Annotated in this window: 17 protein-coding genes; 7 read left to right on the top strand and 10 right to left on the bottom strand. The window is 62.2% G+C overall.

Annotated elements, in window-relative coordinates; genetic code table 11:
* Nucleotides 1-62 precede the first annotated feature (62 nt).
* From CAI21_RS24070 to CAI21_RS23255, 4 genes are read right to left on the bottom strand one after another with little or no spacing between them, the layout of a single operon-like run.
* Entirely contained in the window at nucleotides 63-1,574 is a 1,512-nt protein-coding gene (locus tag CAI21_RS24070; protein WP_220348490.1) for a penicillin-binding transpeptidase domain-containing protein, read from the bottom strand.
* Nucleotides 1,502-2,446 carry a transglycosylase domain-containing protein gene (locus CAI21_RS24065; protein WP_220348488.1) on the bottom strand — a complete coding sequence of 315 codons (945 nt, stop codon included), beginning with the start codon at nucleotides 2,444-2,446 and terminating at the stop codon, nucleotides 1,502-1,504. Before CAI21_RS24065 ends, CAI21_RS24070 begins: the two co-directional genes overlap by 73 nt.
* Nucleotides 2,446-7,962, bottom strand: coding sequence for an alpha-2-macroglobulin family protein (locus CAI21_RS15490; protein ID WP_116303122.1), 5,517 nt, complete (start codon nucleotides 7,960-7,962; stop codon nucleotides 2,446-2,448). Before CAI21_RS15490 ends, CAI21_RS24065 begins: the two co-directional genes overlap by 1 nt.
* A gap of 3 nt (nucleotides 7,963-7,965) precedes the next feature.
* Entirely contained in the window at nucleotides 7,966-8,157 is a 192-nt protein-coding gene (locus tag CAI21_RS23255) for a hypothetical protein (protein ID WP_181919467.1), read from the bottom strand.
* Here CAI21_RS23255 and CAI21_RS15485 point away from each other — a divergent pair.
* From CAI21_RS15485 to CAI21_RS15475, 3 genes are all read left to right on the top strand, one after another.
* Nucleotides 8,149-8,877 (top strand): TolB family protein, encoded by a 729-nt coding sequence (locus CAI21_RS15485; protein ID WP_181919466.1) that lies wholly within the window; start codon nucleotides 8,149-8,151, stop codon nucleotides 8,875-8,877. The two genes, CAI21_RS23255 and CAI21_RS15485, sit on opposite strands and share 9 nt — an antisense overlap.
* Nucleotides 8,844-9,083, top strand: coding sequence for a hypothetical protein (locus tag CAI21_RS15480; RefSeq protein WP_116303120.1), 240 nt, complete (start codon nucleotides 8,844-8,846; stop codon nucleotides 9,081-9,083). Before CAI21_RS15485 ends, CAI21_RS15480 begins: the two co-directional genes overlap by 34 nt.
* A gap of 300 nt (nucleotides 9,084-9,383) precedes the next feature.
* Nucleotides 9,384-10,319: a TolB family protein gene (locus CAI21_RS15475; protein WP_116303119.1), complete on the top strand. Its 936-nt coding sequence runs from the start codon at nucleotides 9,384-9,386 to the stop codon at nucleotides 10,317-10,319.
* A 47-nt stretch (nucleotides 10,320-10,366) separates the two neighbouring features.
* Here CAI21_RS15475 and CAI21_RS15470 read toward each other — a convergent pair whose 3' ends face one another.
* The 5 genes from CAI21_RS15470 to CAI21_RS15450 are packed head-to-tail and all read right to left on the bottom strand — an operon-like array spanning nucleotide 10,367 to nucleotide 17,195.
* Nucleotides 10,367-13,234: a toxin VasX gene (locus tag CAI21_RS15470; RefSeq protein ID WP_116303118.1), complete on the bottom strand. Its 2,868-nt coding sequence runs from the start codon at nucleotides 13,232-13,234 to the stop codon at nucleotides 10,367-10,369.
* Nucleotides 13,234-13,773, bottom strand: coding sequence for a DUF4150 domain-containing protein (locus tag CAI21_RS15465; RefSeq protein WP_116303117.1), 540 nt, complete (start codon nucleotides 13,771-13,773; stop codon nucleotides 13,234-13,236). The genes CAI21_RS15470 and CAI21_RS15465 overlap by 1 nt, the downstream gene beginning before the upstream one ends.
* Nucleotides 13,774-13,791: 18 nt before the next feature.
* A complete protein-coding gene (locus tag CAI21_RS15460) occupies nucleotides 13,792-14,955 on the bottom strand; it encodes a hypothetical protein (RefSeq protein WP_116303116.1) in 1,164 nt (387 codons plus the stop codon).
* 46 nt (nucleotides 14,956-15,001) lie between these two features.
* Nucleotides 15,002-15,997: a DUF2169 family type VI secretion system accessory protein gene (locus tag CAI21_RS15455; RefSeq protein WP_116303115.1), complete on the bottom strand. Its 996-nt coding sequence runs from the start codon at nucleotides 15,995-15,997 to the stop codon at nucleotides 15,002-15,004.
* Nucleotides 15,990-17,195, bottom strand: a complete 1,206-nt coding sequence (locus CAI21_RS15450; protein ID WP_116303114.1) for a hypothetical protein — start codon at nucleotides 17,193-17,195, stop codon at nucleotides 15,990-15,992. The genes CAI21_RS15455 and CAI21_RS15450 overlap by 8 nt, the downstream gene beginning before the upstream one ends.
* Nucleotides 17,196-17,902: 707 nt before the next feature.
* Here CAI21_RS15450 and CAI21_RS15445 point away from each other — a divergent pair.
* From CAI21_RS15445 to CAI21_RS15430, 4 genes are all read left to right on the top strand, one after another.
* Complete coding sequence (locus tag CAI21_RS15445; protein ID WP_116303113.1) at nucleotides 17,903-20,197, top strand: NADP-dependent malic enzyme; 2,295 nt, start codon at nucleotides 17,903-17,905, stop codon at nucleotides 20,195-20,197.
* Between the two features lie 30 nt (nucleotides 20,198-20,227).
* Nucleotides 20,228-21,229, top strand: coding sequence for a ferrochelatase (gene hemH, locus CAI21_RS15440; protein WP_116303112.1), 1,002 nt, complete (start codon nucleotides 20,228-20,230; stop codon nucleotides 21,227-21,229).
* Nucleotides 21,230-21,266: 37 nt separating this feature from the next.
* Complete coding sequence (locus CAI21_RS15435) at nucleotides 21,267-22,247, top strand: quinone oxidoreductase family protein (protein WP_116303111.1); 981 nt, start codon at nucleotides 21,267-21,269, stop codon at nucleotides 22,245-22,247.
* Between the two features lie 278 nt (nucleotides 22,248-22,525).
* Nucleotides 22,526-23,047, top strand: coding sequence for a hypothetical protein (locus CAI21_RS15430; RefSeq protein WP_116303110.1), 522 nt, complete (start codon nucleotides 22,526-22,528; stop codon nucleotides 23,045-23,047).
* A gap of 73 nt (nucleotides 23,048-23,120) precedes the next feature.
* Here CAI21_RS15430 and CAI21_RS15425 read toward each other — a convergent pair whose 3' ends face one another.
* Complete coding sequence (locus tag CAI21_RS15425; RefSeq protein ID WP_116303109.1) at nucleotides 23,121-24,368, bottom strand: heme biosynthesis HemY N-terminal domain-containing protein; 1,248 nt, start codon at nucleotides 24,366-24,368, stop codon at nucleotides 23,121-23,123.
* Nucleotides 24,369-24,375: the final 7 nt, after the last annotated feature.

Below are 24,375 nucleotides of genomic sequence, written 5' to 3'. Positions count from 1 at the left end.
TTACAAATTACCCCCGATCATCCCGCTTGGCGAGAGGCGCGAGAAGCTTAGTTAGCGCTTCCTCAACGCGCTAACACCTGAAACCAACGCGTCTGCTGCCGCCCCAGATCGTCGACCAGCACCAGCCGGTGCCAGCCTGGCTCCAGACTCACTTCCTGCACATGAAAATGCCGCGTCGCGCCCAGATAAGAGCCGCCCAGATGCCAATGCACGGTGGCCGCCGGGTCCCGATGCACGGCACGCAACAGAAACCGCCCGAGATAACCGTCCAGATCCACAGGAAGCAGAACCCTGGCTCCTTCCTGCGGATAGATCAAATCGAGCGGCTTATCGTCGGTGTAATCGGCAAGGCTTGCCAGACAATCCTCTCGCCAGGAGGGCAGGCTTTGATAATCGGGCCGCTGCAAGCGCCAGAAATACTCCATCGTCGGCGGCAAGACGAAAACAGCCCGCCCGTGCATGGCGGCCGGCGCCTCGCAACCGGCGTGGACGCGCGCACCCCGTGCATCCACGTGCACCTGGCGATAATACGGCGAAACGCGCTCGAAGTGGCTCCGCCGAGGAGCCCACTCCGGACGCGAAGGGCAATCGCCCGCGGCCAGATAACCATCGGCCTGACAAACGCGCACCGTCTTTAAAGCCCCTAGCGGCGGCTCCAGCCAACGCGTCGGCCCCAACAGGCTGAACACCTCGAACATCACCGGCGCAGCGGCCGTGGTACCGGTTAGCGCGGGCACGCCCTCGCCGATGGCGTTGCCGGTCCACACCCCGACCGTATAGCGCCCGTTACTCCCAATCGCCCAGCCGTCGCGCAGCCCAAAGCTGGTGCCCGTTTTCCAAGCCACCGTTTGGGTCGATTGAAACTGCTGCCAGGCACGCTCTTGCTCCGGACGCACCACATCGGTCAGCGCCTGCAAGGTAAGCCAGGCGGCACCTTGATCGATAGGCCCGTAAGCGGCCGCGGCAGTCGAGGAGGTATCGACCAGCAAGGTCGGCATCCGGTAACGATGCCGCTCGCCATCCCGCGCGACGGCCGCGAGGTTGGCGTACATCCCGGCAAGCTCCCACAGGGTACTCTCCGAGCCGCCGAGAATCAGCGCCAGGCCGTAGTCGTCGGCCGGCCGAAACAAGCTTGTCTTACCCAAGCTTTGCAGTTGGTCGTGAAAACGCTCGACGCCGTATTCGCGCAGCATGTGCACCGCCGGCACATTGAGCGAGCGAGCCAGCGCCGTACTCGCCGCCACGGCACCGCGGTGTTGGCGGTCGAAGTTCTCCGGTGCGTAACCGGCAAAATTCGTCGGCACGTCCGGCACCAGAGTCGAGGGCACCAGCAAGCCCTCCTGCAACATCAACGCGTACAAAAACGGCTTTAACAAGCTGCCGTTGCTGCGCGGGCGCTGAATCACGTCGACGGCGGCCCCGTCGCGGTGGGGGTCGCCGCCGCCGTGATTACCGACATAGGCGATAACCGTCAACGTGCGGTGGTCGATCACCAACACGCTCAAGTCCTGAATGCCTGAGCGCGTAAGCCGCCTGCCTTCGCGCGCCGCGATGGCGACAACGGCGGTTTGCACGTCCGATCGAGGCTGGTGTGAAAACGAGCCTGCTCGGGATGACGGCTACTTAAGGTGGCTAATAAATGCGGCGCCGCCCGGGGCAACGGACGCGGCGCCGCCGGCAGCGGCTCCGCCAACGCCAAGCGGTAATCCAACTCGCTGAGGAGGCCTTTCTGGTGCAGCCGTGTCAGCAAACGATCGCGCTTTGCCTTGAGCGCATCGCGATTGCGCCCCGGGTGCATAAGCCCCGGACTGTTGGGCAAGACGGCCAACACAGCCGCCTCCGCCCAGCTAAGCTCCTCCGGCGGACGGTCGAAGTAACGCCAGCTCGCCGCCGGCAGACCCACCACGTTACCGCCGAACGGGGCGTGGCTTGCATACAAAGCCAGAATTTCATCCTTGCTATAGCGGCGCTCGATACGCAGCGCAAGCCATGCTTCGTAAAGCTTCGCCCCAAGAGTACGCTCCGAATGGCCGGCCACCTGACGTGCGAGCTGCATCGTCAACGTACTGCCGCCGCTGACAACGCGGCGCGCGCGCAGGTTATCCCGCGTTGCCCGCACGATAGCCACCGGATCGATGCCCGAGTGGCGGGTAAAGCGTCGGTCTTCGAATGCCAGCAAGGCTTCGGCAAAACGCGGCGGCACCTCCTCCAAAGGTTCGAAGCGCCATTGCTCGTCGGCGGCGATACTGGCCCCCAGCAAGCGCCCGTCGCGGTCGATCAGGGCGCGTGCGTAACGGCTGTCCAGCAACGGCTCCGGTAACGGCCAATAGAGCAGGGCGTAGATCGCCCCGCTCGCCAATACCGCCAACAACGGTAGCCAGAGGCACCACCCGCCATGCGGCTTACGCTGGGCGACGGGCTCCCCCGCGACCGCCTTACTCGCCATTAATCGGCAACCACCTCAACCCAACGGCCTTCGGTGCTCGCGTGCACGGCGGCATCGTACATCGCTTCGACCTGCCAGCCGGGCAGATAGAAGCGCCCCGCGAAGCTCGCGTTGACCGACACCGTCAAGCTGATGGCTTCGTCCGCCTCCAGCCCGAAATAGCTCAGCACCCGGTCGTCGCGGATGTCTTGGTAGTCGACGATCTCGCCCTCGTCGGCGCCGGCCAAGCGCGCGTTGTTGATCTGCCAACCGCTAGGGAAAATCTGCGTCAGCGCAATGTTCTCCTGTCGGCGGCCGCTACGGTTCACTACCTGCACTTGCACGTGAACGTCGCGCCCTTGTTGCAAGCGCTCAACGGCCACCGGCTTGCCTTCCCGGTCGACGAACTGCGCGCTTAAGGTCAAGCCGGCCGAGCGCGCCGTTTCCTCGCCTGCCGCCGGCACGCCGGTGTTGCTCAGCACCACGAACAGGGGTTGCTCGGTATCGTTACGCACCGCCACCGGCCCCGGCTCGGGCGCTAACGCCCATTGCAACAAGGGCTGATCGCTTTCCTCCTGCTGCCACTTCGACTTGCCCTGGCGCCAGGCGAAAGCAAAGCGCTCGGTCTCGGCAACACCGTAGTGCTGAGCCAAAGACGACAAAGCCCAAGCCAAGGAGTGCGTGCTATACCACTGGCGACTGGCCAAGCCATCCGCCATCCGTTCGGCCAGTGCAGCCGCCTCATCGTTTCTCTCTAAGCCCCGGAGTACCGGCAACAGCAACGCCTCGTCGCGCAGCGTCGAGGCGAAGGTCGCACCCGGCTCCTCATACGCTGCGGGCGGACGCGGCATGCTACCGATCAAGTCGGCGGCCGCATCCGGCAGGCCCACTTGCAGGTAGGCCGCTGCCAACTGCCAGCGCGCCACGCCGTCGAGGGCGGCATTCTCCCGCAAGCGGTTCATGGCCGCCATCTCCGGCTGCTGCGCCCGCGCCAACGTGTACAAACGGTACGCATGCGCCAACCGGCCTTGATCGTTACCGGCGAGGTAACCGCGTGCCTGCGCCGCCTGATATTCCCGCCATTGCTCCAGCACTTGCGGCGGCACGGCATACCCCAGCCGAGAGGCCTCAAGCATGAAATGGCCGATATAGCTGCTGACCCAGTCGTGGCTCCCCCCGCTGCCAGGCCAATAGGAAAAACCGCCATCGCTGTTCTGGTAACCGCGCAATCGGTCGATCGCGGCCTGCACATTCGTATCGACCCGCGCCCGATCGTCCTCGCCCAGCTTCAGCAGGGCAGGCAGATACAATTGCGGGAAAGCAGCCGACGCGACTTGCTCGCCGCAGCCGTGCGGATAACGCAGTAGGTAATCGAGCCGTTCGCCCAGGTTAAGCGGCGGGATAGCGCTCAGCTCCAGGCTCGCAGTATTGGTACCCGGCAAGCCGTGCGGCAAGAACGCGTGCGACCACACCTCGCCGGGCGCCAACTCGGCATGCACCCGCTCGACGCTGGCCGGATTAGCGCTAACCACCGGCAGATGGACCTCCTCGACGGCCACCGTAGCGCCGGCCCGCGCCTCGATCCGCAAAGTGCCGGTGCCCACTTGATCGCCGACCTCGATCGCCAGCCGTGCGATAGCCTCGCCGGCACCGTCGAAGCTCAGCTGCACCGGCTCATCCAAGACGTTAAAATACTCGCCTCCCGCCAGGCTAACCTCCACCTCGCCGAGTCGCTCGTCGGTAACGAAGACATGCACCGGCACGATAAAACGCTCGCCCGGACGCACCAAGCGCGGCAAGGTCGGCAGCAAAGATAAGGCTTCCCGCACCCGCACGGTCTGCTCGGCGCGGCCATAGCGGCCTTGATCGCCCGCCACTAGCATTACCCGCACGGCCCCCAGATACTGAGGCAACTCGATCTCGTGAGTCTGGGTCGCATTCGCCTCAAGCCGATGCGCACCGAGGAACTTCACGACCGGCGGGAAACGCCGTTTGCGTCGACTTTCGTCGTCTTCCTCGGCGACATCGCTACCGCCGATGGCGAGCAAGCGTTCCAACTCGCCGCTATAGGCCCCGGCAACTTCGTCGAACAAATCCCAGGTCCGCACCCCCAGCGCTTCCCGCTGATAGAAGAAACGGTGCAAATTTGGGGTTTGGAAATTAGTCAGCCCCAGCAAACCTTCGTCGACCACCGCCAGGGTGTAGGTCATTGGCCGCCCGTCGCGCTCGGCGACCTCGACGGTAAACGGCACCCGCGGCGCGACCTCCTCCGGCAGCGATAGCTGCGGCGCCAGATGGGTGCCGGGGTCTTCCACCATGATCGGCACAATACCGAACAAGCGCAGCGGCCGGTCGTTATCCCGCCCCTCGTGAGGCTGCAACAACGTAACGCTCACATACACGTTCGGCGCCATCTCAGCGGTAATCGGCAGCTCGAAAGTCGTCTGCTCTGCGGCCAACTCAAGCCAGTAGGCAGCCAGCATGCGGCTGCCGTTTTCGACGCTGACGAGCGCTCTGCCTTGACCGGCAGGCGGTAACTGCACGGTCGCCACATCTCCGACCTCATAGCGGGCGCGATCGGTATACAGCGTCAGCCGGCTGGCACCGTCGCCGCGCTCCTCTTGCGCTCGGCCGGCCCAGCCGGGCCAGTCGATGTAGAACACCTGGCCGGTACAATGGCCGCCGTCGGCATCGCACACCCGCAACAAGTAACGCCCCCAGGCCGGATAGTTAACGCGTAAGGTCCACTCTCCTTCGCCCTCGGCATTGGTGCTGACGCGACCCTGCTCAACGGCCACATTCCCCGCCGCACTGGCATAGCGAGCCAGCGACTCGCCGCTCTTATCCCACCACCAGCGCCAGGAAATTTTGTACAAGGCCACTTCCAGATTGTCGCGCGCAACCGGCTCGCCCTGGTTGTCCAGGGTGGCGATCCTGACCGTATGATCGGTGTCGGTCAGCAGCATATTGCGCGACTCGTCGCCCGGCGGCAGGCGCAGGCCGACGTAAGTAGGGTAGGGATGGTAATCGAAGGCTTGGCTTTGGGTACTGAAATTCCCGCCTTCTTCGAACACGCGACTGGTGAACGTGGCTCGCAGCATACCGGGCGAGGGGTTGCCGGGCATGAGCTGCGCCGGGAATCGCGCCTTGCCCTCGGCATCCAGCTTGCCTTCGAAGACCGTCTGCGGTTCGCCTTGGAACTCGCGCGCCGGGTCGTCGAACTGAAAATTCTGAAACCGGCTAAAGCGGGTCGCACGGGATGCCAAACGGACTTGCACGTCCGCTTTCAAACCGGCCGCCGAAGCCCCGCTCAACCATTCGGCGAATAAGCGCGTTGCCGTCGCGGGCCGGTCGACCCGAAGCGCCTCGTCCTCAAGCTCCAGCTCGACCCGCAACCGGTTCGGGACCACGGTTTCGATACGAATCGGCGTATCGAATACCCGATCGCCGACACGAGCCACCGCCCGCCAACGACCGGTCGGCGCGTGCTCCTCGGTGCGCAAGGTAAAGGTATAAAAATCGCCCACCGGCTGGCTATTCGTCCGGCTGACGGTCCGGTTACCGCGCGGGTCGTACAGCTCCAAACTCACCGGGTGGCCCTGCGGCAAGCGGCCGTCGCGGTCCTCCAGCACGAACGTGAGATGAATCTCGTCGCCGGGCCGCCACACGTCGCGCTCGCCGTAAATGAAGCCCTTGATCGCATCCCGCACCTTCTCACCGCCGACGTCGAACTGACTGGTCGGCAAGGCCAGGCCGCGGGCAAGTTTCAGATAACCGCGCTCGTCGCCGGCGCGCGCGGCGAGGTAAAACGGCACGCCTTCGAGCGCGACCGATAACATCCCATGCTCATCGGTCACGCCGCGGCCGATACGTTGCTGTTGATAGTTAAAAACATCGACTTCGGCACCGCTCACTACCGTCGAGCGCCGCAGGTCGGAGACCACCACATGCAGCGTATCGTCGCTGCCCTGTTTAGCCAAAAGACCGAGATTGGATGCGAGGAAATTACGCTCCGAACGAGCCTCCTGAGCAAACTCGTAGTAAGCGTCTTTGCAGGGGTTTTGGCGGTCGCTGTAGGTGACGTAGCCGCTAGCGGAGTACCACTGCTCAATGCCGTCCCAACCGCTGGCGGCCACCTCTCCCGGCCCCTCCCAATTCGGCAAGGGTGCCGCGGCCGGCCGCGGCTCAGCAATATGCTCGTCGCCACAATCGAACAATGCCTGCGAACGCTCGATACTGAGCGACAACCGCCACAAAGCGCCCGGCTGTTCGCCTACCAACTCGCTGACATCCAGCAAGTAACGTTGCCACTCGTCGCGCGGCAAACTGCTGAGTGGAATTTCCTTCCGCCAAACGTAACGGCCGACGTTGCGCAGGCCGCGCTCGCCGTCCAGCGTGTTATTCTGTAGGAACTGTCCGATGTTATCGCGGTAGATCTGCAAGCCCGTCACGGTCACGGAACTCACGTTCACCGCCTCGAACGGGACGGTTAGATGCTCCGCCTCGGGCAGAATGACGCCTTTACCGACAAACCGCACCCCCGGCCGCAGGCTCATCAACACCAGCTCGCGCTCGAATGCTTCGCCCAGGCGTGCGCCCGCGGCGCTACGTACCCCGCCTTCCAGCCGCAGCGTCACGGCACCGACGACCTGCGAGCGCGGATATACGCGCAAGGTCCCGCCATCGACCTGCGTCCGCACGTGGGCTCCGTTGATCCGCACCAAGCCGGACAGGTTCTGGCGCGCATCGAGCGACTCGGAGAACGTCACGACGATATGCCGACTACCTTCGGTCGCCACGCGGACGCCGGTCACGGCAAATTCTTCGCTGCCGGGCACCGCCAGCTCGCGCTCGCCTTGCTGCTCGGCACCGACGGCGCTGCCGTCCCAGCGAATGAGCACCCGGCTCGCCTGCGCGCCGCGCTCGATATCGGCAACCGTAAATTCGTGATAGCGCCGGTCCGGCGCATGCTCCCAACTCACGGGCAGGGAGCGCCCCTCTTGGGTAGCGGTAATCACCCGCGCCACGCCAGCTTCCGGCGCCGCATCCCCCGTGATCAACTGCCCGCGCAGGCGCATCCGCCCAGGCTCCCCGCTCGGCACCAAACCGTGCAGACGCAGGTCCATAGCCTGCTGCAGGACAACGACGCGGAAGCGAAAATCGCCGCCGACCTCAATACCGGGCGCCAACGCCGGGTTTAGCGTCACCTCGTATTCCTGCCCCGGTTGCAGTGCGCGCCGGGGCGTGATCGAAAGCTCGTCAACCCGGGTAAACATCGCCTCGAACGGCACCTGCGGGGAAAGCGCAACGCCCGCCTCCAAGGGCCGATTCACCTGGGCAGGCTCAACCATTGCTGTGTTAAAGCGAACCCGTAACGGCTGCACGGCGGAAACGCCACCGGCCGAGTGCCGATCGATGTAGGCGTGCCACTCGGACGCCTCTACCGCCAAAGGCTCCGGCGCTTGCCGCTCGCAACCTGCCGCCAATAACCACAAAGCCGCCACCGCGACGACTCCCCACCCCCGGAGAAGGCTCATTCGTTATTTTCCTTCTTTAATTAACGTTATTGTTAAGCGTTTTCTTAAAGCTTGTTCCTCAGCCGAGAGAAACGCAAGCGCCTTAAGCGGAAGGCCGACAATACGCCTTCGGTAGCCTGCCATAAGCCATTTAACGATTAACTGGCTTAAAATAGGCCTGTCGCCATGGAAAGGAAAATAATTCAAATGAGACACGTCTTCGCCTGCGGCCTTGCCTGCTTCATGCTCCTGCTAAGCGGCTGCGAGCGCGCGCCAACGGCCGACGTCGCGCTGGAAGGGGTGGCGCTGCACGGTCAGCTCAGCTACATCCGCGACCGCAATATGGAAACCTTCGAGATCGTTATCGTCGACCTCGCAAGCGGCCGCCAACGCACCTTGGCCGTGCCCGACCAGGTCGCCGCCATGGACTTCGCCCCCGACGGCACGCACCTGCTCGGCCACGTCACCGTCGGCGATGTCGGCCAGACAATGCGCACTCTCACTAAAATCGATTTCGGTTCCGCCGAGCACAGCGCCTTCGAGCGCTTCCATCAAAACGAGATGTACCCGCGCTACTCGCCCGACGGCAGCCGGATCGCCTACTTCGCTTGGGTCGGCGAGGGCACGGAGCGCGCCTACCTTTACCTGCGGGACGCCGACGGCAGCAACCCGCGCCGGCTCGACTGCCCCGGCAAGGTGTGCGCGCACCCCCGCTGGCACCCCGACGGGGATCGCCTCATCTACCATGTGGACGATACCAAAATCGTCGAAACGTCGCTTAACGACAACCGGCACACGGTCCTCTTCCAAGAAGACAACCTGGGCAGGGAGTTAAGGCACCCGTTTTACTCGCCGGGCGGCGCGCCGCCTATTACAGTTGGCGTCGAGGCAGCCCCCCGAATGTGCGGGAAAGCGAGATCCGCCGCATTGACTTGACCACCGGCGCCACCGAAACGGTCTACCAGACCCGTGGCTGGATCACCTACGCCGACAGCACCGGCATCGACGGCGTGATTACCTTCAGCGAAGGGCCGCGCCTCCGCCCCTTGCAGCTCGTGCACCTACTCAACGAAGCCAGCGGCGAAGTCATTACCCTCTCCGATCCCAGTTGGTCTTCCCGCGACCCGGTGTGGGGGCCGTAAACCTTGAACTTGCCGCGGGCGAAGTGCCTGCGGCAAGCTGAGAGGCCTATCACGGCAAATCCAGCGAGCGGGTGACCGGGCTCGACTGATAACGGGTCGCGGTCAAACGCATGCCATGCTCGTCCGGCAGCAGGTAACGCCCGTTGCCGTAGGGGGCTGCCGAACGTACTCAACTGCAGCCACCGATCCATCGGCGTCGGCAAGGTTCCGTTCAGGCCGGGAATACCGCCGCTCCCCTATGGCGCCCGGAGTTGCTAAACTCCATCCGCGATAGGAAAAAACAAATAAGGATAGGACATCATGAGGCTTCTTTTCGTCTGCGGCCTTGCCTGCTTCATGCTCCTGCTCGGCGGCTGCGAGCGCGCGCCAACGGCCGAGGTCGCGCTGGAAGGGGTGGCGCTGCACGGTCAGCTCAGCTACACCCGCAACCGCAACATGGAAACTTTCGAGATCGTTATCGTCGACCTCGCAAGCGGCCGCCAACGCACCTTGGCGGTACCCGACCAGATCGCCGCCATGGACTTCGCCCCCGACGGCGCGCACCTGCTCGGCCACGTCACCGTCGGCGAGACCGGCCACCTAGTACGCACCCTGACCCAAATCGATCTCGATTCCGGCAGCCACTCGCCGCTGCACCGGCAGCATCGCCGGGAGATGTACCCGCGCTACTCGCCCGACGGCAGCCGGATCGCCTACTTCGCCTGGATCGGCGAGGGGACAGAGCGCGCCGACCTTTATCTGCGGGACGCTGACGGCAGCAACCCGCACCGGCTCGACTGCCCCGGCAAGGTGTGCGCGCACCCCCGCTGGCACCCCGACGGAGATCGTCTGATCTATCACGTGGACGATACCAAAATCGTCGAAACGTCGATTAACGACAACCGGCACACCGTCCTTTTTCAAGAAGACAACCTGGGCAGGGTGCTAAGAGATCCCTTCTACTCGCCGGGCGGCGACGCCGCCTATTACAGTTGGTGCCGAGGCAGCATCCCGAATGTGCGGGAATGCGAGATCCGCCGCATCGACTTGACCACCGGCGCCGCCGAAACGGTCTACCAAACCCGTGGCTGGATCACCTACGCCGACAGCACCGGCATCGACGGCATCATCGCGTTCAGCGAGGTTACCCGCCTCCTCACCGAGCAACGTGTCCACCTACTCAACGAAGCCACCGGCGAGGTCATCGCCCTCTCCGACCCCAGCTGGTCTTCCGGCGATCCGGTATGGGGGCCGTAAGCTTTGCCGCAGGTGGAACGAATGCCGGCGGCAAGCTTAGAGGCCCGTCACGGCAAATCCAGCGAGCGGGTGACCGGGCTCGACTGATAACGGGTCGCGGTCAAACGCATGCCATGCTCGTCCGGCAGCAGGTAACGCCCGTTGCCGTAGGGGTCCAGCGTCACCTGGGCGACGGCATAGTCGGCGGCCCTGGGAAGATCGATGTCTTCCAGGCGCCAGCTCAGGGTTAAAAAGCCGCGCTCCTCGTCGCTCAACTGCTCGACCACCCCGGCGCGAAAGCGCTCCTCGCGATCGGTGAGGGTCCGCCAGCGCGGCTCGCCCTCGCCGTCCGTTTCGCGAACGCGCACCGACAGGTACACCCGGCCATGGTCCGGGTCGAAGTTCCTTAAGGTCGCCATCACCGACAAACCGTTGACCGGGCGCTCTCGCGGCCGCCAATGCATCTGCGCCACAACGCTGTAAATAAGGCGATACAACGCGTACAGCTCGGCTTCTGGGTCGTCCGCCCAGCGCGGGTAGGGCGCGTCGTCCGCCATCTGCCCGCCGGCTTCGGCAAAGCCCTCGCCGTAGGGGTACTTGCCGAACGTGCAATATTGCAGCCACAGATCCATCGGCGTCGGTAAGGTCCAGTTCAGGCTGAGAATGCCGCCGATCGTCACCACCGTACCGGCCAGGATCAAGATCCAGCCGGCCGGATTGGACAAGGTAATGATCATGCCGGCAATCGCAATCGCAGTCCCCGCAGCGCTGACTGCGTAGGACCCGGCTGCCTGCCTTTCCAGTTCGTCGTTCTGCTCTCCCATCTTCTCAAGATCCGACAGAACGCCGAACACATTCGCGCCCAGACCGATGGTGGCGCCGAGCGTGCGGGTTAGCATGCTGGTCGCCAACTCCGGGCGAAACATGCCGACATAAACCTGCCGCAAAGCGATCGCCGTGGCGACGGTGTCGAGTAGGGTCTGGATCATGGCGAATTGATCGGCACGCGTCTCGACACCGTTCTCGACCAGGTCGCGCCAGCTCATCGTCAGGCTAATCACCTGGATGGCGTTGACGAACCGGATCGGCACCCGATCCAGAAACTCCTTGGAGCGCTGCGATAAGACGGAGATACCGTTGAAGTTGATTACCCGCACCGGCGGATCGGCACGCCCCGAGACGCCGGCTTCCGGCTTGACGGCGATGGCGAGTTGCGAGCCGAAATTCGACGGCGGGCCCGGCAGGTGTATGCGGCGCCAGACGCTGTAGCTTAGCGCTTGCTCCGTAATTCGCACGCCGTACAGTCGCTCCAACATCGGCCGGACCTCGTCCCAATGACGGTTAGCCTCGGCAAAGGGGCGGGCCAAGGTGGAGAGTAGGCTTTCTACCGCCTTATACGACTTTTCGGTCACCGAAAGCGCGCGTTTGACCCGCTCCCTGACACCCTCGGCCGCCGGCCAGTGGGCGGGGTCGAGCGACGGTGTTTCAGGTTCCGGCCGCTCCGCATCCAGCTCCTCCAGGTCGGCATTATCGACAACCCTTAGCGCCTTGCGGGTTAAACTGTCCGGCTCGGCAAGCTGCTCTTCTAAGTATGTTTTGCCGATCTCGACGTGGGCGAGGCTTTCGATCAACTCCGCCCACAGCGCCAAACCTTCCTCGCCCTGGGCGCGACATTCCCGCCGCCGCTCGGCCTCTTCCAGCTGGTAATCGAGAAAAGCCGTCTCGACGCTCTCGGGGCCGCCGGGTCGGCGTAAGTAGTTCACCAACTCGTCGCAGGCGTCGCTCTGCTGCTCGGTACGGGATTTAAGCCCATCCTCGTAATTACGGGTAAAAACCGAGAGATGGGCTTCGTCGATGCGATCTTTGTACGAGCCATTATGCTTGACGATTTCGGAAACGTAGCCCGCAACCAACCGCTTGCGCGCATTCTCCTGCGACCATTTGGCCAAGTTTAGGCAGCGGCGTAGGTAACGCGTGCTCAGGCGGCGGGCCTCGCCAATCGGGTCGTGCAGCACTAAGGTCGGCAAACCGCTGTCGAGGTAGAGGCGCTCTCCGTTATGCGATCGGCGCGTCAAACCGTGCAAGAGGGGCACCCCGGAAGGTCCGTTAAGGTTGGAGTCTTCGTGGGCTTGCGCAACGGGTACAAGCGTGTCGGCGAGGATGTCGGCGTTACGGCTTGGATCGTACTCGCTCAGCTTTACCGGCTGCAAACGCCGGCCCCGTAAATCTTCATCTACCTCTATATCGGCGAAACGTTCCTGCAAAGCGGGAATGTAACGCGGATCGTCCGAGCCCATGCCGCCGAGGCGGCAGATGTATTCCCACGTCCATTGCACACCGGAGAAGGCCATATGAACCTCGGGCGCGCGCTTGGGCTCCCATTCGGGCAGGACGATCATATCCTGCTGACCTTCGACGCCGTCGGCCGAGCGGCTGTTCTTGCCCTGCTGCGTGACGAGGTTGACGTCGCGAAACTCGCTAAAGACTCCGTCGCAGTATATTTCCCGCCATAAATGACCGTTGAGAAAAATATACAGCCAGCCGTCGCGCAGGTGGGTCAGTTTGCCGTCGAGGCGTCTCGTTACCGGAAATACGGCCGTCGTCCGCGGGCACTCGGTGAGCGCTTCTTGCTCCGAGCGGCTGGAGGAAAACTCGATGGGGATCCAATAACTGAAATCTTCCGCCGGATAGGGACGCTCCGCCAGCGCCGCGCAAAAGCTGCCGAGCGCGCAACCTTGCACGCGAACATCGTGCGGTCCCGCAGACGTAATAGGCATTCCGTACTGCGCTCGATTGTCACGATACCTCAACCCCAGGTAATAGCTTCCGTGCGCCAGGCGTCTGTAGGTGATGCGGCGCCGCTCAATGCCTTCAGGGCCGGCTTCGCAGGTTTCGCCGCCCCCCAGCGGGCGGCTGCGTACCGTCGCCCCGGCCATTACTCGTCCCCCTGCTGCACGAGGGTGACGCTGCCTCGCAGGCCGGGCAGATTGCCGCCTTTGATTTCCAGGCCGTGATGGTCCGGCCCTTCGTCCGGCTCTTGCGCTTGCGGGTCGCCGGCCGCCAAATCCGGAGGCGGTGTGCCGCCCGGCTGCTGCAACGGCTCGGGCGGCGTATTCCGGTTGTTGGACACCATCATGTCGCCCATCCTCACCGCCGGTACGCCTTCAATAAAAACGTTGGGCGAGGCCGTCACGAATTCGGCCTGCCCTTGCGTGGTACCGGAGACAATCCCGCCTTTGCGCCCGGCCTCGTCCCCCATACTTTTGCTGAACACCGAATTCCGCACGCAGACCGGATGGCCGTTGATCTTGACGCTCGATGCCGTGCCGCCGGCATCCGCCGACTGGGCGACATTGGTATAGGGAATATCGTCCGTTCCCTTGCCGCTGGGTGTTCGGCAGACATCGACGGTGGTTACGACGCCGCCGGAGCCGGCATGCACGGCCGACCGGCCGTTAATCAGAACGTTGCCCATGGTTTCCTTTCCTCGTTGTTATGAAATAGCTTGTAGGCATACCGCTCCGCGTACCGGCTTATCGCTCGCCTCGCAGATGAGTATGGCCGTCGGGGTTGCATAAGCGCCAAATTGTTGCCACTCGTTATGGTAGTGAATTTCCGCGTCCGCCAAAGCCAGCTGCAAAGGCAAGGCAGCGACGCCGACATCGCCAAAGACCGCCGCCGGACGTTGTAAAGGGGGCGCCCGGAGGCCGTCGGCGACTCGCCATAAGCGCCGACTGACTTGATGCCACTCCAATTCATCGACGACTTCGGCTTGCAGGTTGACCGATACCTGATCGACGCGCTGCGGTACCCATCCGGCTTGCTCCAGCGCTCGGCGGGCAGCGTTATATAACCCGCTCATAATCCGTTCGTCGGCCTGCCCGACATTCGGCTCCGGTTCGCTGGCGACGGCGGCTAAGTAGCTGTGGGTAGCGCCATCGTCGGCATCCGCCCCGCTGAGGGCGATAAAAGCGGCGGCCTCGCCGGCAACGACACCTTGACCGGAGCCTTCCGTCGCGGCGCGGCCCTCCTGCAGAGCAAGCTCCCATAGCGTGCGAGCGTCCACCAGAGAGTCTACGCCGCCAAATAGCACCGTGTGCCAGTGTCCTGCCGCCAGTTCGGCCTGGACGCTATTCAACTCGTCGGCCGCACTTTCTTGCAGCGGCACACAGCGGAATTGGCAAGGAGCCAATCTTCGATTGCTCACCCGCAGCCGCTCGATAACGTGCTCCCAGTCAACGCCTCGGCTGCGGGTTACGTCGGGAGGCGGTACTAATAGATAGACGAGAGTGGATTCCGTTAGGGCGCTGTCGGGAAGGCTTGCCAGAAGCGGCTTCAGAGCGAAATGCGCTAAGCGCATCATCCGCTCTTGCGGAGTGTCGGCGAGATAAAACTCCCGGACGATGTGGTCATCCGCCAGCGGCGGCGGGGAGTCATAGGGAGAAGGCAGCAGCAACTCCTCCCAATCGGGCCCGTAGACGTCTTCCGTACCGGCACGAGCGACTAGGATCGGCACGTTTTCGCCGCCACGCACGGCCGGTGCGCGTTTGTCGGCTTCGGGCCGGGCCCCGACTCTATTGGTCGCAAGCGCCGCCAGGGCGGCGAAAGGCTGATTCCCGGCCTGAGTTGCAGTGCCAACTCCGATGATACGTATCATTAGGCGGTTTCCTTCCGCGTTTCGCCGTCACTCGTTATCCGCTCGCTCAGCACGACCCAACCGCTTTTGGCGGCTGCCACCGCCACGGAATGGCGGCGCGATAGACCAGGTGAAACTGCCGCAGATCGGTGTCGATCACTAGCGTGTCACAGACAAGGTTAAGAACTTCCGACGCCTCGCCAACCCGCAGCCATGCGTGAGGCCGGAGGCTTGGGAGCACGAGCTGTACCGAGCGTTGCTCGGCAAAGAAACCGCTCAGACGAACGTTTTCTCCGCCGCAAAAAGGTTCGTCGAAGCGCTGATCGACGGGTGCTGCGTTGTGCATCGCCGCGGGTAACGGAGGGATCATCGGGCACGCGCCGGCATCCGCCGCCGCTTCGTCCGTGGCCGGACGCAACTCGCGACGCGGGGACCAGTCGTAAGGTAAAGGGCCATAACCCGCCGGGCTTTTTCGTTTGCTGGGATTGCGAGCAAATTCCCTACCCTGGCCTATTTGCGGCAAGGGCCGGCCAATGCGGCGCCGGTCGAATTTGCTGTAACCGAGGCCGACCGGATTGGCGGCAAAAGCGATGCCGTGGCCTTCGTCAACACCGCCGTAGGCATATTCATAACGCAGCGGCACCGCCGTCAACGGCTCCGGATCGCTCGGGGCGGCGGATATAAATTGCCTGGCCCAGTGCCAGGCGCCAATAACAAGCAACCGCTTTTTCCAGGGCTCGCCGCGACCAAAATCAATGGCCAGCTCGGTTTCCGCCGCCCGCGCGCCCTGCTTGGCCGGGTATGCCGTGCCGGTAAGCAGTACCTCGCTCCCCAGTTTGAACGGCGCCACATCGGGAGCAGCGGCAAGGCTACTCTCAGCCGGTTTATCAAAATAGCGCTCGCTTGGTTCGATGGCCGCGCTTTCTTCGAGCGGCTCGACCGTGCCCGCTTCGTCGAATTGAAACCCCGCTTTCACAACCAGGGTAAATTGGCGGCGCGCTTGTATGTTCCAGCCGGGAAACAAACCTGCCTGCCAATCGCTGCGATTAACGAGTTCAAGCATGTTTACCGTCCTCACTCCTAGGCTTTTCGTAAGCTGAGAGCTGACTTTGTCGGATCTCGATAAATAAGCGGGGGTGGCAATATACTTGGCCGCCGCTGATGAATAGCAGCAAATCCAACAAGTCGACGGCCTGCTCGCCGGCCCGCTGCAGAGCTAAGCTCGCAAGATTCGGGGCATTGACGCTACAGCCGTATAAGCGACGCTCATCGTCAGGCCACTGCTCGCGCATCTGCTCCCACTGCATCTCGGCGGCCGAAGCATCCGCCGTCTCTCCGCCAACCGGCACCTCTTCCTTACCGGCGTTATCAACCACCGCGAAACGGGGCTTCTGCGGTAAGTTAATGCCGAATAAGCGATACCAGGCCGATGCCGCCGATTCCGCGGTTTCCGCGCTCGTGAGGGCATGCAGCAATAGCGGTACGCTCTCCCGCCGCCCGTGCAAGGCCAAAAGCGGCAGCCCCTGTTTGGGCTCGACCTCGGCAAGCCGTTGTAGCAACGGCAAGTCTTCGACTTCGCCGAGCAGCGCGAGCAAACGTCCCCATTGAGTTACGTTTTCCGTCTGTTGGGCCTTATTCCGGACGATCTGCTTCGCGTCTATGTCATGTCTTAGTAGCGCTCCCCATACGGCGCTGAGCTGGATGCGCTCATCCTGGCTGTCGTAGAAAGAGGCGAAGTGCTCTACGGGCGCATCGGTTCGAACGGCCGCGTAATGCAATAACGCCGCTCTTAATGCCGCATCCTCCGTAGCCAGGGATTCAAGCGCCTCGATCGAGTCGTTGGCAATGGTCCGCCCGGTTGCCTGATAAAGCTCGACCAAACCGGGGCCTAATGGAGCATAGGCACGCGCCAGGCCTAGAAACTCATCGTCGAGATTCGGTGGCGAGCAGAGCATCCAGGCGTCCAGAACAGCGCGAGTATGTGCGGGCGAGCACTTAGCCAAGTCCACCGCCGGCCCGCAGGCATCGGCGTCTTGGCGAAAACCGGCGCACGCACAAGCAACGAAAACTTCCGCCGGTTTATTGGGCGCGTCCTTCGGATACCCAGCTTTCGCAACCGCGGTTACGTCTCGCCGTAAGCGAGATTCTATGCTGTCTAATAGCGTTGCTTCGGTAAAAGGCTGGCCAAGAAACATGAGGCGTTGTTTATATAGGCCCTCCGCCGAGCGCTGATGGCCTTTAAGATAGGGTAGCCGCATCATGTCACGTCACCGACCGACAACGGTAAACCGGCATTTTCTTGACAAGCAAGCACCGGGGCTCTCCTTGCATGGGACATTCCAATTTCCATTCTTATTATTCGCTTTTCCGCACTCTCGACCATGAGAGCGTGCCAGATAGGAAAGGATCTTGTTGATCTAACTATATTTTAATAACGCGGCAAGACTCAAGGCGGTTAGCGTCATAAGCTCGTTACCTAAGACAACTATCAGCATTTCTTTGCGCTATTTCTAAGAATGCGTCCGGGCGTATATCATAGATTTAAGGAAACAGTAGGTAACTTCCTTACCAATCCCTACCGGGTGGGTCTTGAAGTAGCTAACGACCCAAAGGCCAGGAGCGACTTTTGCCGCTTCCTGCTAGGGAGTTACTCAGTGTTTCCTTATGGTGTGCAGACCACGAATATGCACCTATCTAGCAGCTGGGAAAAGGACAAGGCGGAAAGCCTCCGCCCGAACGTTTTCTCACATGCCGGCGAAGATAGGTGGAGGAGAGAATTCCACAGGCCTTGCACATCGATACCTGTGGCCTTGTATAGGGCCGACATTCTATACTATGCGCCTGCGCTTGCGGGGGACCAGCATAAGCTCTGTCAAGAGGCCTGTTGGCTATCGCCAAATCGGGCCTTGTCGAGTCATGCTTGCCGCCCCCCAATGCCTCAGCCGCCACCGCATTCCGGAGAGAATAAATGTCCGACGATCTGCGTGATGCCGCACTCGAGTACCACCGCCAAGCTCCCGCCGGCAAAATACAAGTAACGCCCACTAAACCGCTGGCCAACCAACGCGACCTTGCGCTTGCCTACTCTCCTGGCGTAGCGGCCGCCTGCGAAGCCATCGTAGACGACCCGCAAGAAGCGTCCACCGTCACCTCGCGGGGTAACCTGGTCGCCGTGATTACCAACGGTACCGCCGTGCTCGGCCTCGGCGCTATCGGCCCACTCGCCGCGAAACCGGTGATGGAGGGTAAAGGCGTACTGTTCAAAAAGTTCGCCGGGATCGACGTGTTCGACATCGAAATCGACGAGCGCGACCCGGCCAAGCTGGTCGATATCATTGCCAGCCTGGAGCCTACGTTCGGCGGCATCAATCTGGAAGACATCAAAGCTCCGGAGTGTTTCCAGGTCGAGTCGGCGCTGCGCGAACGGATGAATATTCCCGTCTTCCACGACGATCAGCATGGCACGGCCATCATTACCGCGGCTGCCGTTCTCAACGGCCTGCGCGTGGTAGACAAGAAGATGGAAGAAGTCCGCCTGGTCACCTCCGGCGCAGGGGCAGCGGCAATCGCCTGCATGGACCTCTTGGTCAGCATGGGGCTGAAGACGGAAAACATCATCGCCTGCGACTCCCGCGGCGTGATTTATAAAGGCCGTAAAGACGGCATGGACCCGCGCAAAGAAATCTATGCCGCGGACACCGAAGCACGCACCCTGAGCGAAGCGATGGTCGGTGCGGATATCTTCCTCGGCCTGTCCGGTCCGGGCTTGGTTACCGCCGACATGATCAAGACGATGGCGGACAAGCCGATCATCATGGCGCTGTCCAACCCGATTCCTGAGATTCTGCCGGAAGTCGCCCAGGAGGCTCGCCCGGACAGCATCATTGCTACCGGCCGCTCGGACTATCCGAACCAGGTCAATAACGTTCTCTGCTTCCCGTTTATTTTCCGTGGCGCGCTGGATGTCGGCGCCACCACGATTAACGAGGAAATGAAGCTAGCCGCCGTCCGGGCGATTGCCGATCTGACCATGGCGGAATCCTCCGACGTGGTAGTAGCGGCCTATGGCGGCAAGCCGCTGAAATTCGGCCCGGAATACTTAATTCCAAAGCCCTTCGATCCGCGCCTGATTACGCGAATCGCGCCGGCTGTTGCCCGCGCGGCGATGGAAAGCGGCGTCGCAAACCGGCCGATCGAGGATTTCGCCGCTTATCGCGCCAACCTCAACCAGTTCGTATTCCAATCCGGCCTGGTCATGAAGCCGATCTTCGAGCGCGCCCGGCAGGACACGCGCCGGGTGGTCTACGCCGAAGGCGAAGAGGATCGCGTACTGCGCGCGGTGCAGGCGGTGGTCGACGACGGGCTGTGCTTTCCGGTGCTCGTCGGGCGGCGCAAAGTCATCGAAATGCGGGTCCGGAAACTGGGTCTGCGATTGGAAGCCGGCAAAGACTTCGAGCTGGTCGACACCGAAGACGATCCGCGCTACCGCAAGTATTGGCAGCAATATCACGAAATCATGGAGCGCAAGGGCGTGACCCCGGCGCGGGCGCGGCAGATCGTACGCACCCGCAACACGGTCATCGCGGCGCTTATGGTTCGGCGCGGCGAGGCCGACGCCATGCTGGCCGGCCTCGTCGGCCGCTATCACCGGCAGATGGGCTACGTCGAGCAGATCATCGGGCCGCGCCCGGGCGTACGCCACATGGCCGCGATGAACGGTCTTATCGTGCCTAAGGGCACCTTCTTCGTGTGCGATACCTACGTCAATCACGATCCTACCGCGCATCAGATCGCCGAAGCCACGGTACTGGCCGCGGACGAAGTGCGCCGCTTCGGCATCACGCCCAAAGTCGCCCTGTTGTCGCACTCCAGCTTCGGTAGCTCCGACTACCCGTCGGCGCAGAAAATGCGCGAGGCTTTGCAGCTGATTCAGGATCGCGACCCGTCGCTGGAAGTCGAGGGCGAGATGCACGGCGATGCAGCGATTTCCGAACAGATCCGCGACCGCATTTTCCCCAACTCCAACCTCAAGGGACAGGCCAATCTGCTGATCATGCCGTCCTTGGATGCGTCGAACATCTCCTTCAACTTATTGAAAACGATTGGGGAAGGCGTGTCGGTTGGTCCGATTTTGCTTGGTAGCGCCAAGCCCGCTCATATTCTGACGCCGTCCACTACCGTGCGCGGCATCGTTAACATGAGCGCTCTGGCCGCCGTGGAAGCAGCCATGCTACACCCACGACCGGCAAGCGAAGAGGAATAAACGTAAAGCCACCCGGCGCGGGGATAAGCAATGGATACGGAGCCGCATGGCAGCCGCATCGGCGTACTGCTAACCAATCTAGGGACACCCGACGAACCCACCCCGGCAGCGTTGAAACGCTACTTGAGGGAGTTCCTTGGCGATCCCCGCATTGTCGAAGCCCCGCGTGCGCTGTGGTGGCTGGTGCTCAACGGCATCATCCTGCGGACTCGCCCGCGCCGTTCGGCGCAAGCCTATCGGCGGGTATGGACCGAGGAAGGCTCGCCCTTACTCGCCATATCCCGCCGCCAGGCGTCAGCCTTGCAAAAAGCGCTGCGCGAGCGGTTCGAACAGCCGATACCGGTGGCGTTGGGCATGCGCTACGGCAACCCCTCGCTTGAGCAGGCATTGGCCGAGCTGGAGGCTGCCGGCGTCGAACGCCTGCTCGTACTTCCGCTTTATCCGCAATACAGCGCAACCACCACGGCATCGACGTTCGACGCTGTGAGCAAGCTGCTGCGCAAACGACGCAACCTACCCGAGCTTCGCTTCGTCCGCGATTATCATGACGACGCGCGCTATATCGAGGCCATGGCGCATAGTATTCGCGAGTTCCGCGAACAACGCGGTACTGCCGACAAACTAGTTCTCTCCTTTCACGGTATTCCGCGTAAATACGTCGATTTGGGCGACCCCTATCGCGACCAGTGCGCCCGCACAGCGGAGCTGATCGCCGCTAAGCTCGGCCTGCACGAGCAAGAGTGGGTGATGACCTTTCAATCCCGCTTCGGGCCTAAGGAATGGCTCAAACCGTATACGGACAAGACACTGAAGAAAATGGCGCGCAGCGGTACTCGTAAGGTAGACTTGGTGTGCCCCGGTTTTGCCGTCGATTGCTTGGAAACCTTGGAAGAAAACGCCATGGAAAACCGGGATTTATTTCTGGACGCCGGCGGCGAGAACTTCCGCTACATCCCCTGCCTGAACGACCGTCCGGAGCACATCGCGGCCCTCGCGAGCCTAGTCGGTCGCCAGATACAAAGCTGGCTTTAGACAAGAAGGCCGCCGTAGACCCAAGGGAGCAACGAACATGCAAGCTATCCTCGTGCACGAACACGGCGACAGCAACGTCCTTCGCTGGGAGAACGTTCCGGACCCTACCGCACCCGGCCCGCACGAGGTGCTCGTCAGACATCGGGCAGTCGGCCTTAACTTCATCGATATCTACTTTCGCACCGGCCTATACCCACCGCCGAGCTTGCCGTTTACGCCCGGCGTCGAGGCCGTAGGCGTAGTCGAAGCCATCGGCGAACACGTGCAAGACTTACAACCCGGCGACCGGGTAGGTTATGTCTATCCTACCCCTGGCGCGTACTGCGAACGCCGCACGCTGCCGGCCGAGCGGCTGGTACGGATACCCGACGATATCGACGACCAAACCGCGGCGGCGATGCTATTAAAGGGCATGACGGCCCAGATCTTACTGCGGCGGACCTTTCCCGTTGCCCCCGGACACACCGTTTTGGTACACGCCGCAGCCGGCGGCGTCGGCAGCCTGCTATGCCAGGCAGCCAAACATCTAGGGGCAACGGTCATCGGCACCGTCGGCTCTGCGGCGAAAGCCGAGCAGGCGCGCGCCAACGGCTGCGATCATCCGATCGACTATCGACAGGACGACTTTGTCGAGGCAACCCGAGCGCTCACGCACGGGCGCGGAGTGGATGTGGTTTACGACTCGGTCGGGCAGGCCACGTTCGAGCGCTCGCTAGACTGCCTCAAACCGCTGGGCACGATGGTCAGCTTTGGCCAGTCCTCGGGGGCTATTGCGCCCTTTAATATTGGGCTGCTCGCCGGCAAAGGCTCTCTTTACCTCACTCGTCCGAGCTTATTTACCTATATCGCCGAACGCCAAGCACTCGAAGCCTCTGCCGCTGAGCTTATCGATTGGGTGCGCCAAGGCGTGCTTACCATTCCAGTCAACCAGACTTATCCGCTTGCCTCGGCAGCACAGGCGCAAGACGCCCTGGAGCAACGCTTAACGACTGGTGCCACCGTGTTACTCTGCGAGTAGTTTTTCCCACAGCCGGCCTTCCTGTTCTGCCGCATCGGCCCTTATATCCGAGAGGGACGGCATACGCCCTTCGATACCTCGTACAACGGCCTGCCAAGGCAAGGCTGGCTTCTCCATCGGGTATTACGGGGCGATAAAACAGCGGGCATGCAACGTGCCTTAACCTTCTCGCCAATGTTGTCGGGCCTCGGCGGCGCTTGCTCGCCTTGCCGAGCAATATTGGCGAGAAGGTTTACAACGACGTATGTGCGTAACGAAAACGTAAAGGGAGAATACGTATGGATGCGCGCATTATTGCGGCGATGATGCTCATCGGCACCCTGGCTATCGGCTGCGACACCGGCAAGCACGATTCCACGAGTATGGGCGAAGAAACCGCAGGCATCGATGCCACGCAGTGGGAGGCAAGCCCGTTACCGGCCCGCAGCGGCACGGTGATCATTGGGGAAACGCGGTACAACTTCGACATCCGCCTCTGCTCCATTCATCAACCGACCAGCATGGGACGCTTCATGATCACTGGGCAGGGCACGACGGACGACGGACGTCCCTTCACCGTCCATGCCGATGGCGGCACCGAAGCGGCAGCCGTAGTCGTCCGCATACTGGGGCGCTATAACTCGCCAGTAGCAAGTTATGCCGCCCGCTTGGACCCGTCGCTGGTACGAATAGAGGATCGCCTGGTACACGGCGCGGGCAGTTTCGGGCGCCTAGGCCAACCGCACCAGAACGGCCAATTCAGCGCTCGCTGTGCCGACCGCGGCGCTACCATGGAAGAGGAACAAAGCGTCGAAGCTTAGTCTTTGGGTTAGCACGGCACAGGTAGGTATCTACCGCGGGCAGATAAGCTGACCCGCGGTAGGCAAGCTCGCTTTACGACCCGGCACTTGTGCCATGACCGGCCAAAGCCGCTTTATCGGTTTCGCTTAACTCGGCCAATGTCGGCTGCCCGGTGAAAAGCTCAACGGCTTTCCGGAAACACTCCCGAGCCGCGTCCGTCTCGCCAAGCTGCTCTAGCAAGCCCCCTAGGGCCTGGTAAATTTCCGCTTGCGGATTCCTGGCGACAGCCGCCTCGAAATAGCTGCGAGCACGCCCCCACAACCGACCGCGTAGGCATTGCCGGCCGGCGGCAAACAGCAGTACCGGGTCCTCAGGGCGCTCTTTCAGCCACTTATCGAGTTGGGGCAGCGCCTTGTCGGATGCGTCGCGCAAGGCGCCGTAACGCGCCACCAAATCGGCACTCCAGCGCTTTTGTAGACGGGTACGGAGCAGTTTCTCCGCTTCGTCTTCGCGCTTTTTCACCGACAAGGCATCGACGTAAATGAGCAAGACGCTATCATCCTCCCGCACCGGTTTCGCCAAGCTTTGCCAGACTGCGTCCAAATCGCGCTCGTTTCTACGTAGGGCGGTTTCCAGTCGATGTTTCGCCGTTTCGACCTGTAACCGATACGCTTCCGGTTCGTTTAGTACGCCCTGTTTGCGTAGCTCCGGCACGAGGGTGTCGATGCGTTCCCAGTCTTTCAGCTGCTCGCACACCTGCAAAAGCAGCTTGAGAACACGCCGGTTATTCGGGGCACGATCATGCAGGTAATTCAGGCTCGCCAACGCCTGCTCCAGCTCGCCGCCTTCGTACTGTAGCTGCGCTTGAATCAGCCCGATCGCCAACCCGGCTTTGCGGCCGCTTCGGTCCGCCTTCGCCAAGTATTCGTTACGCCGCTCCGGTGCCTCCAGGCGTTGAGCGGCAACGGCCGCCGCTAAATAATGCAACTCTGGCGCCTCGGCGCGCTCGATATCCTTTAGCAGCACTTTCTCGGCGTCCGCATAACGGCCTTCGGCAGTACGAATCATGCCTTCCACCAAACGCGCCCGCGTGCGATTTTGCTTACGCTCGCCTATCCAGCGCCGCATTCCGCTCGGTAGACCGAGTAAGCCTCGGATGATGCCGACAATCAGATACAGCAAAAATACGGACGCGATTATCGCGCCGACGAAGAAGAATACGCGGACCTGAACCGACCACTCCCCGAAGTGGATAACGACAAACCCGCCCTGGTCCTGAAACCAGAGCGCAGCCGCCACGCTCACGAGCAGAACCAGTAATGCCCCGAACAGCTTTTTCATGGCGACC

This window comes from Alkalilimnicola ehrlichii, from assembly GCF_003399765.1.
Classification (GTDB): domain Bacteria; phylum Pseudomonadota; class Gammaproteobacteria; order Nitrococcales; family AK92; genus AK92.
Note: the sequence above shows the minus strand (reverse complement) of the source record. Positions and strands in the feature narration are given on the sequence as shown.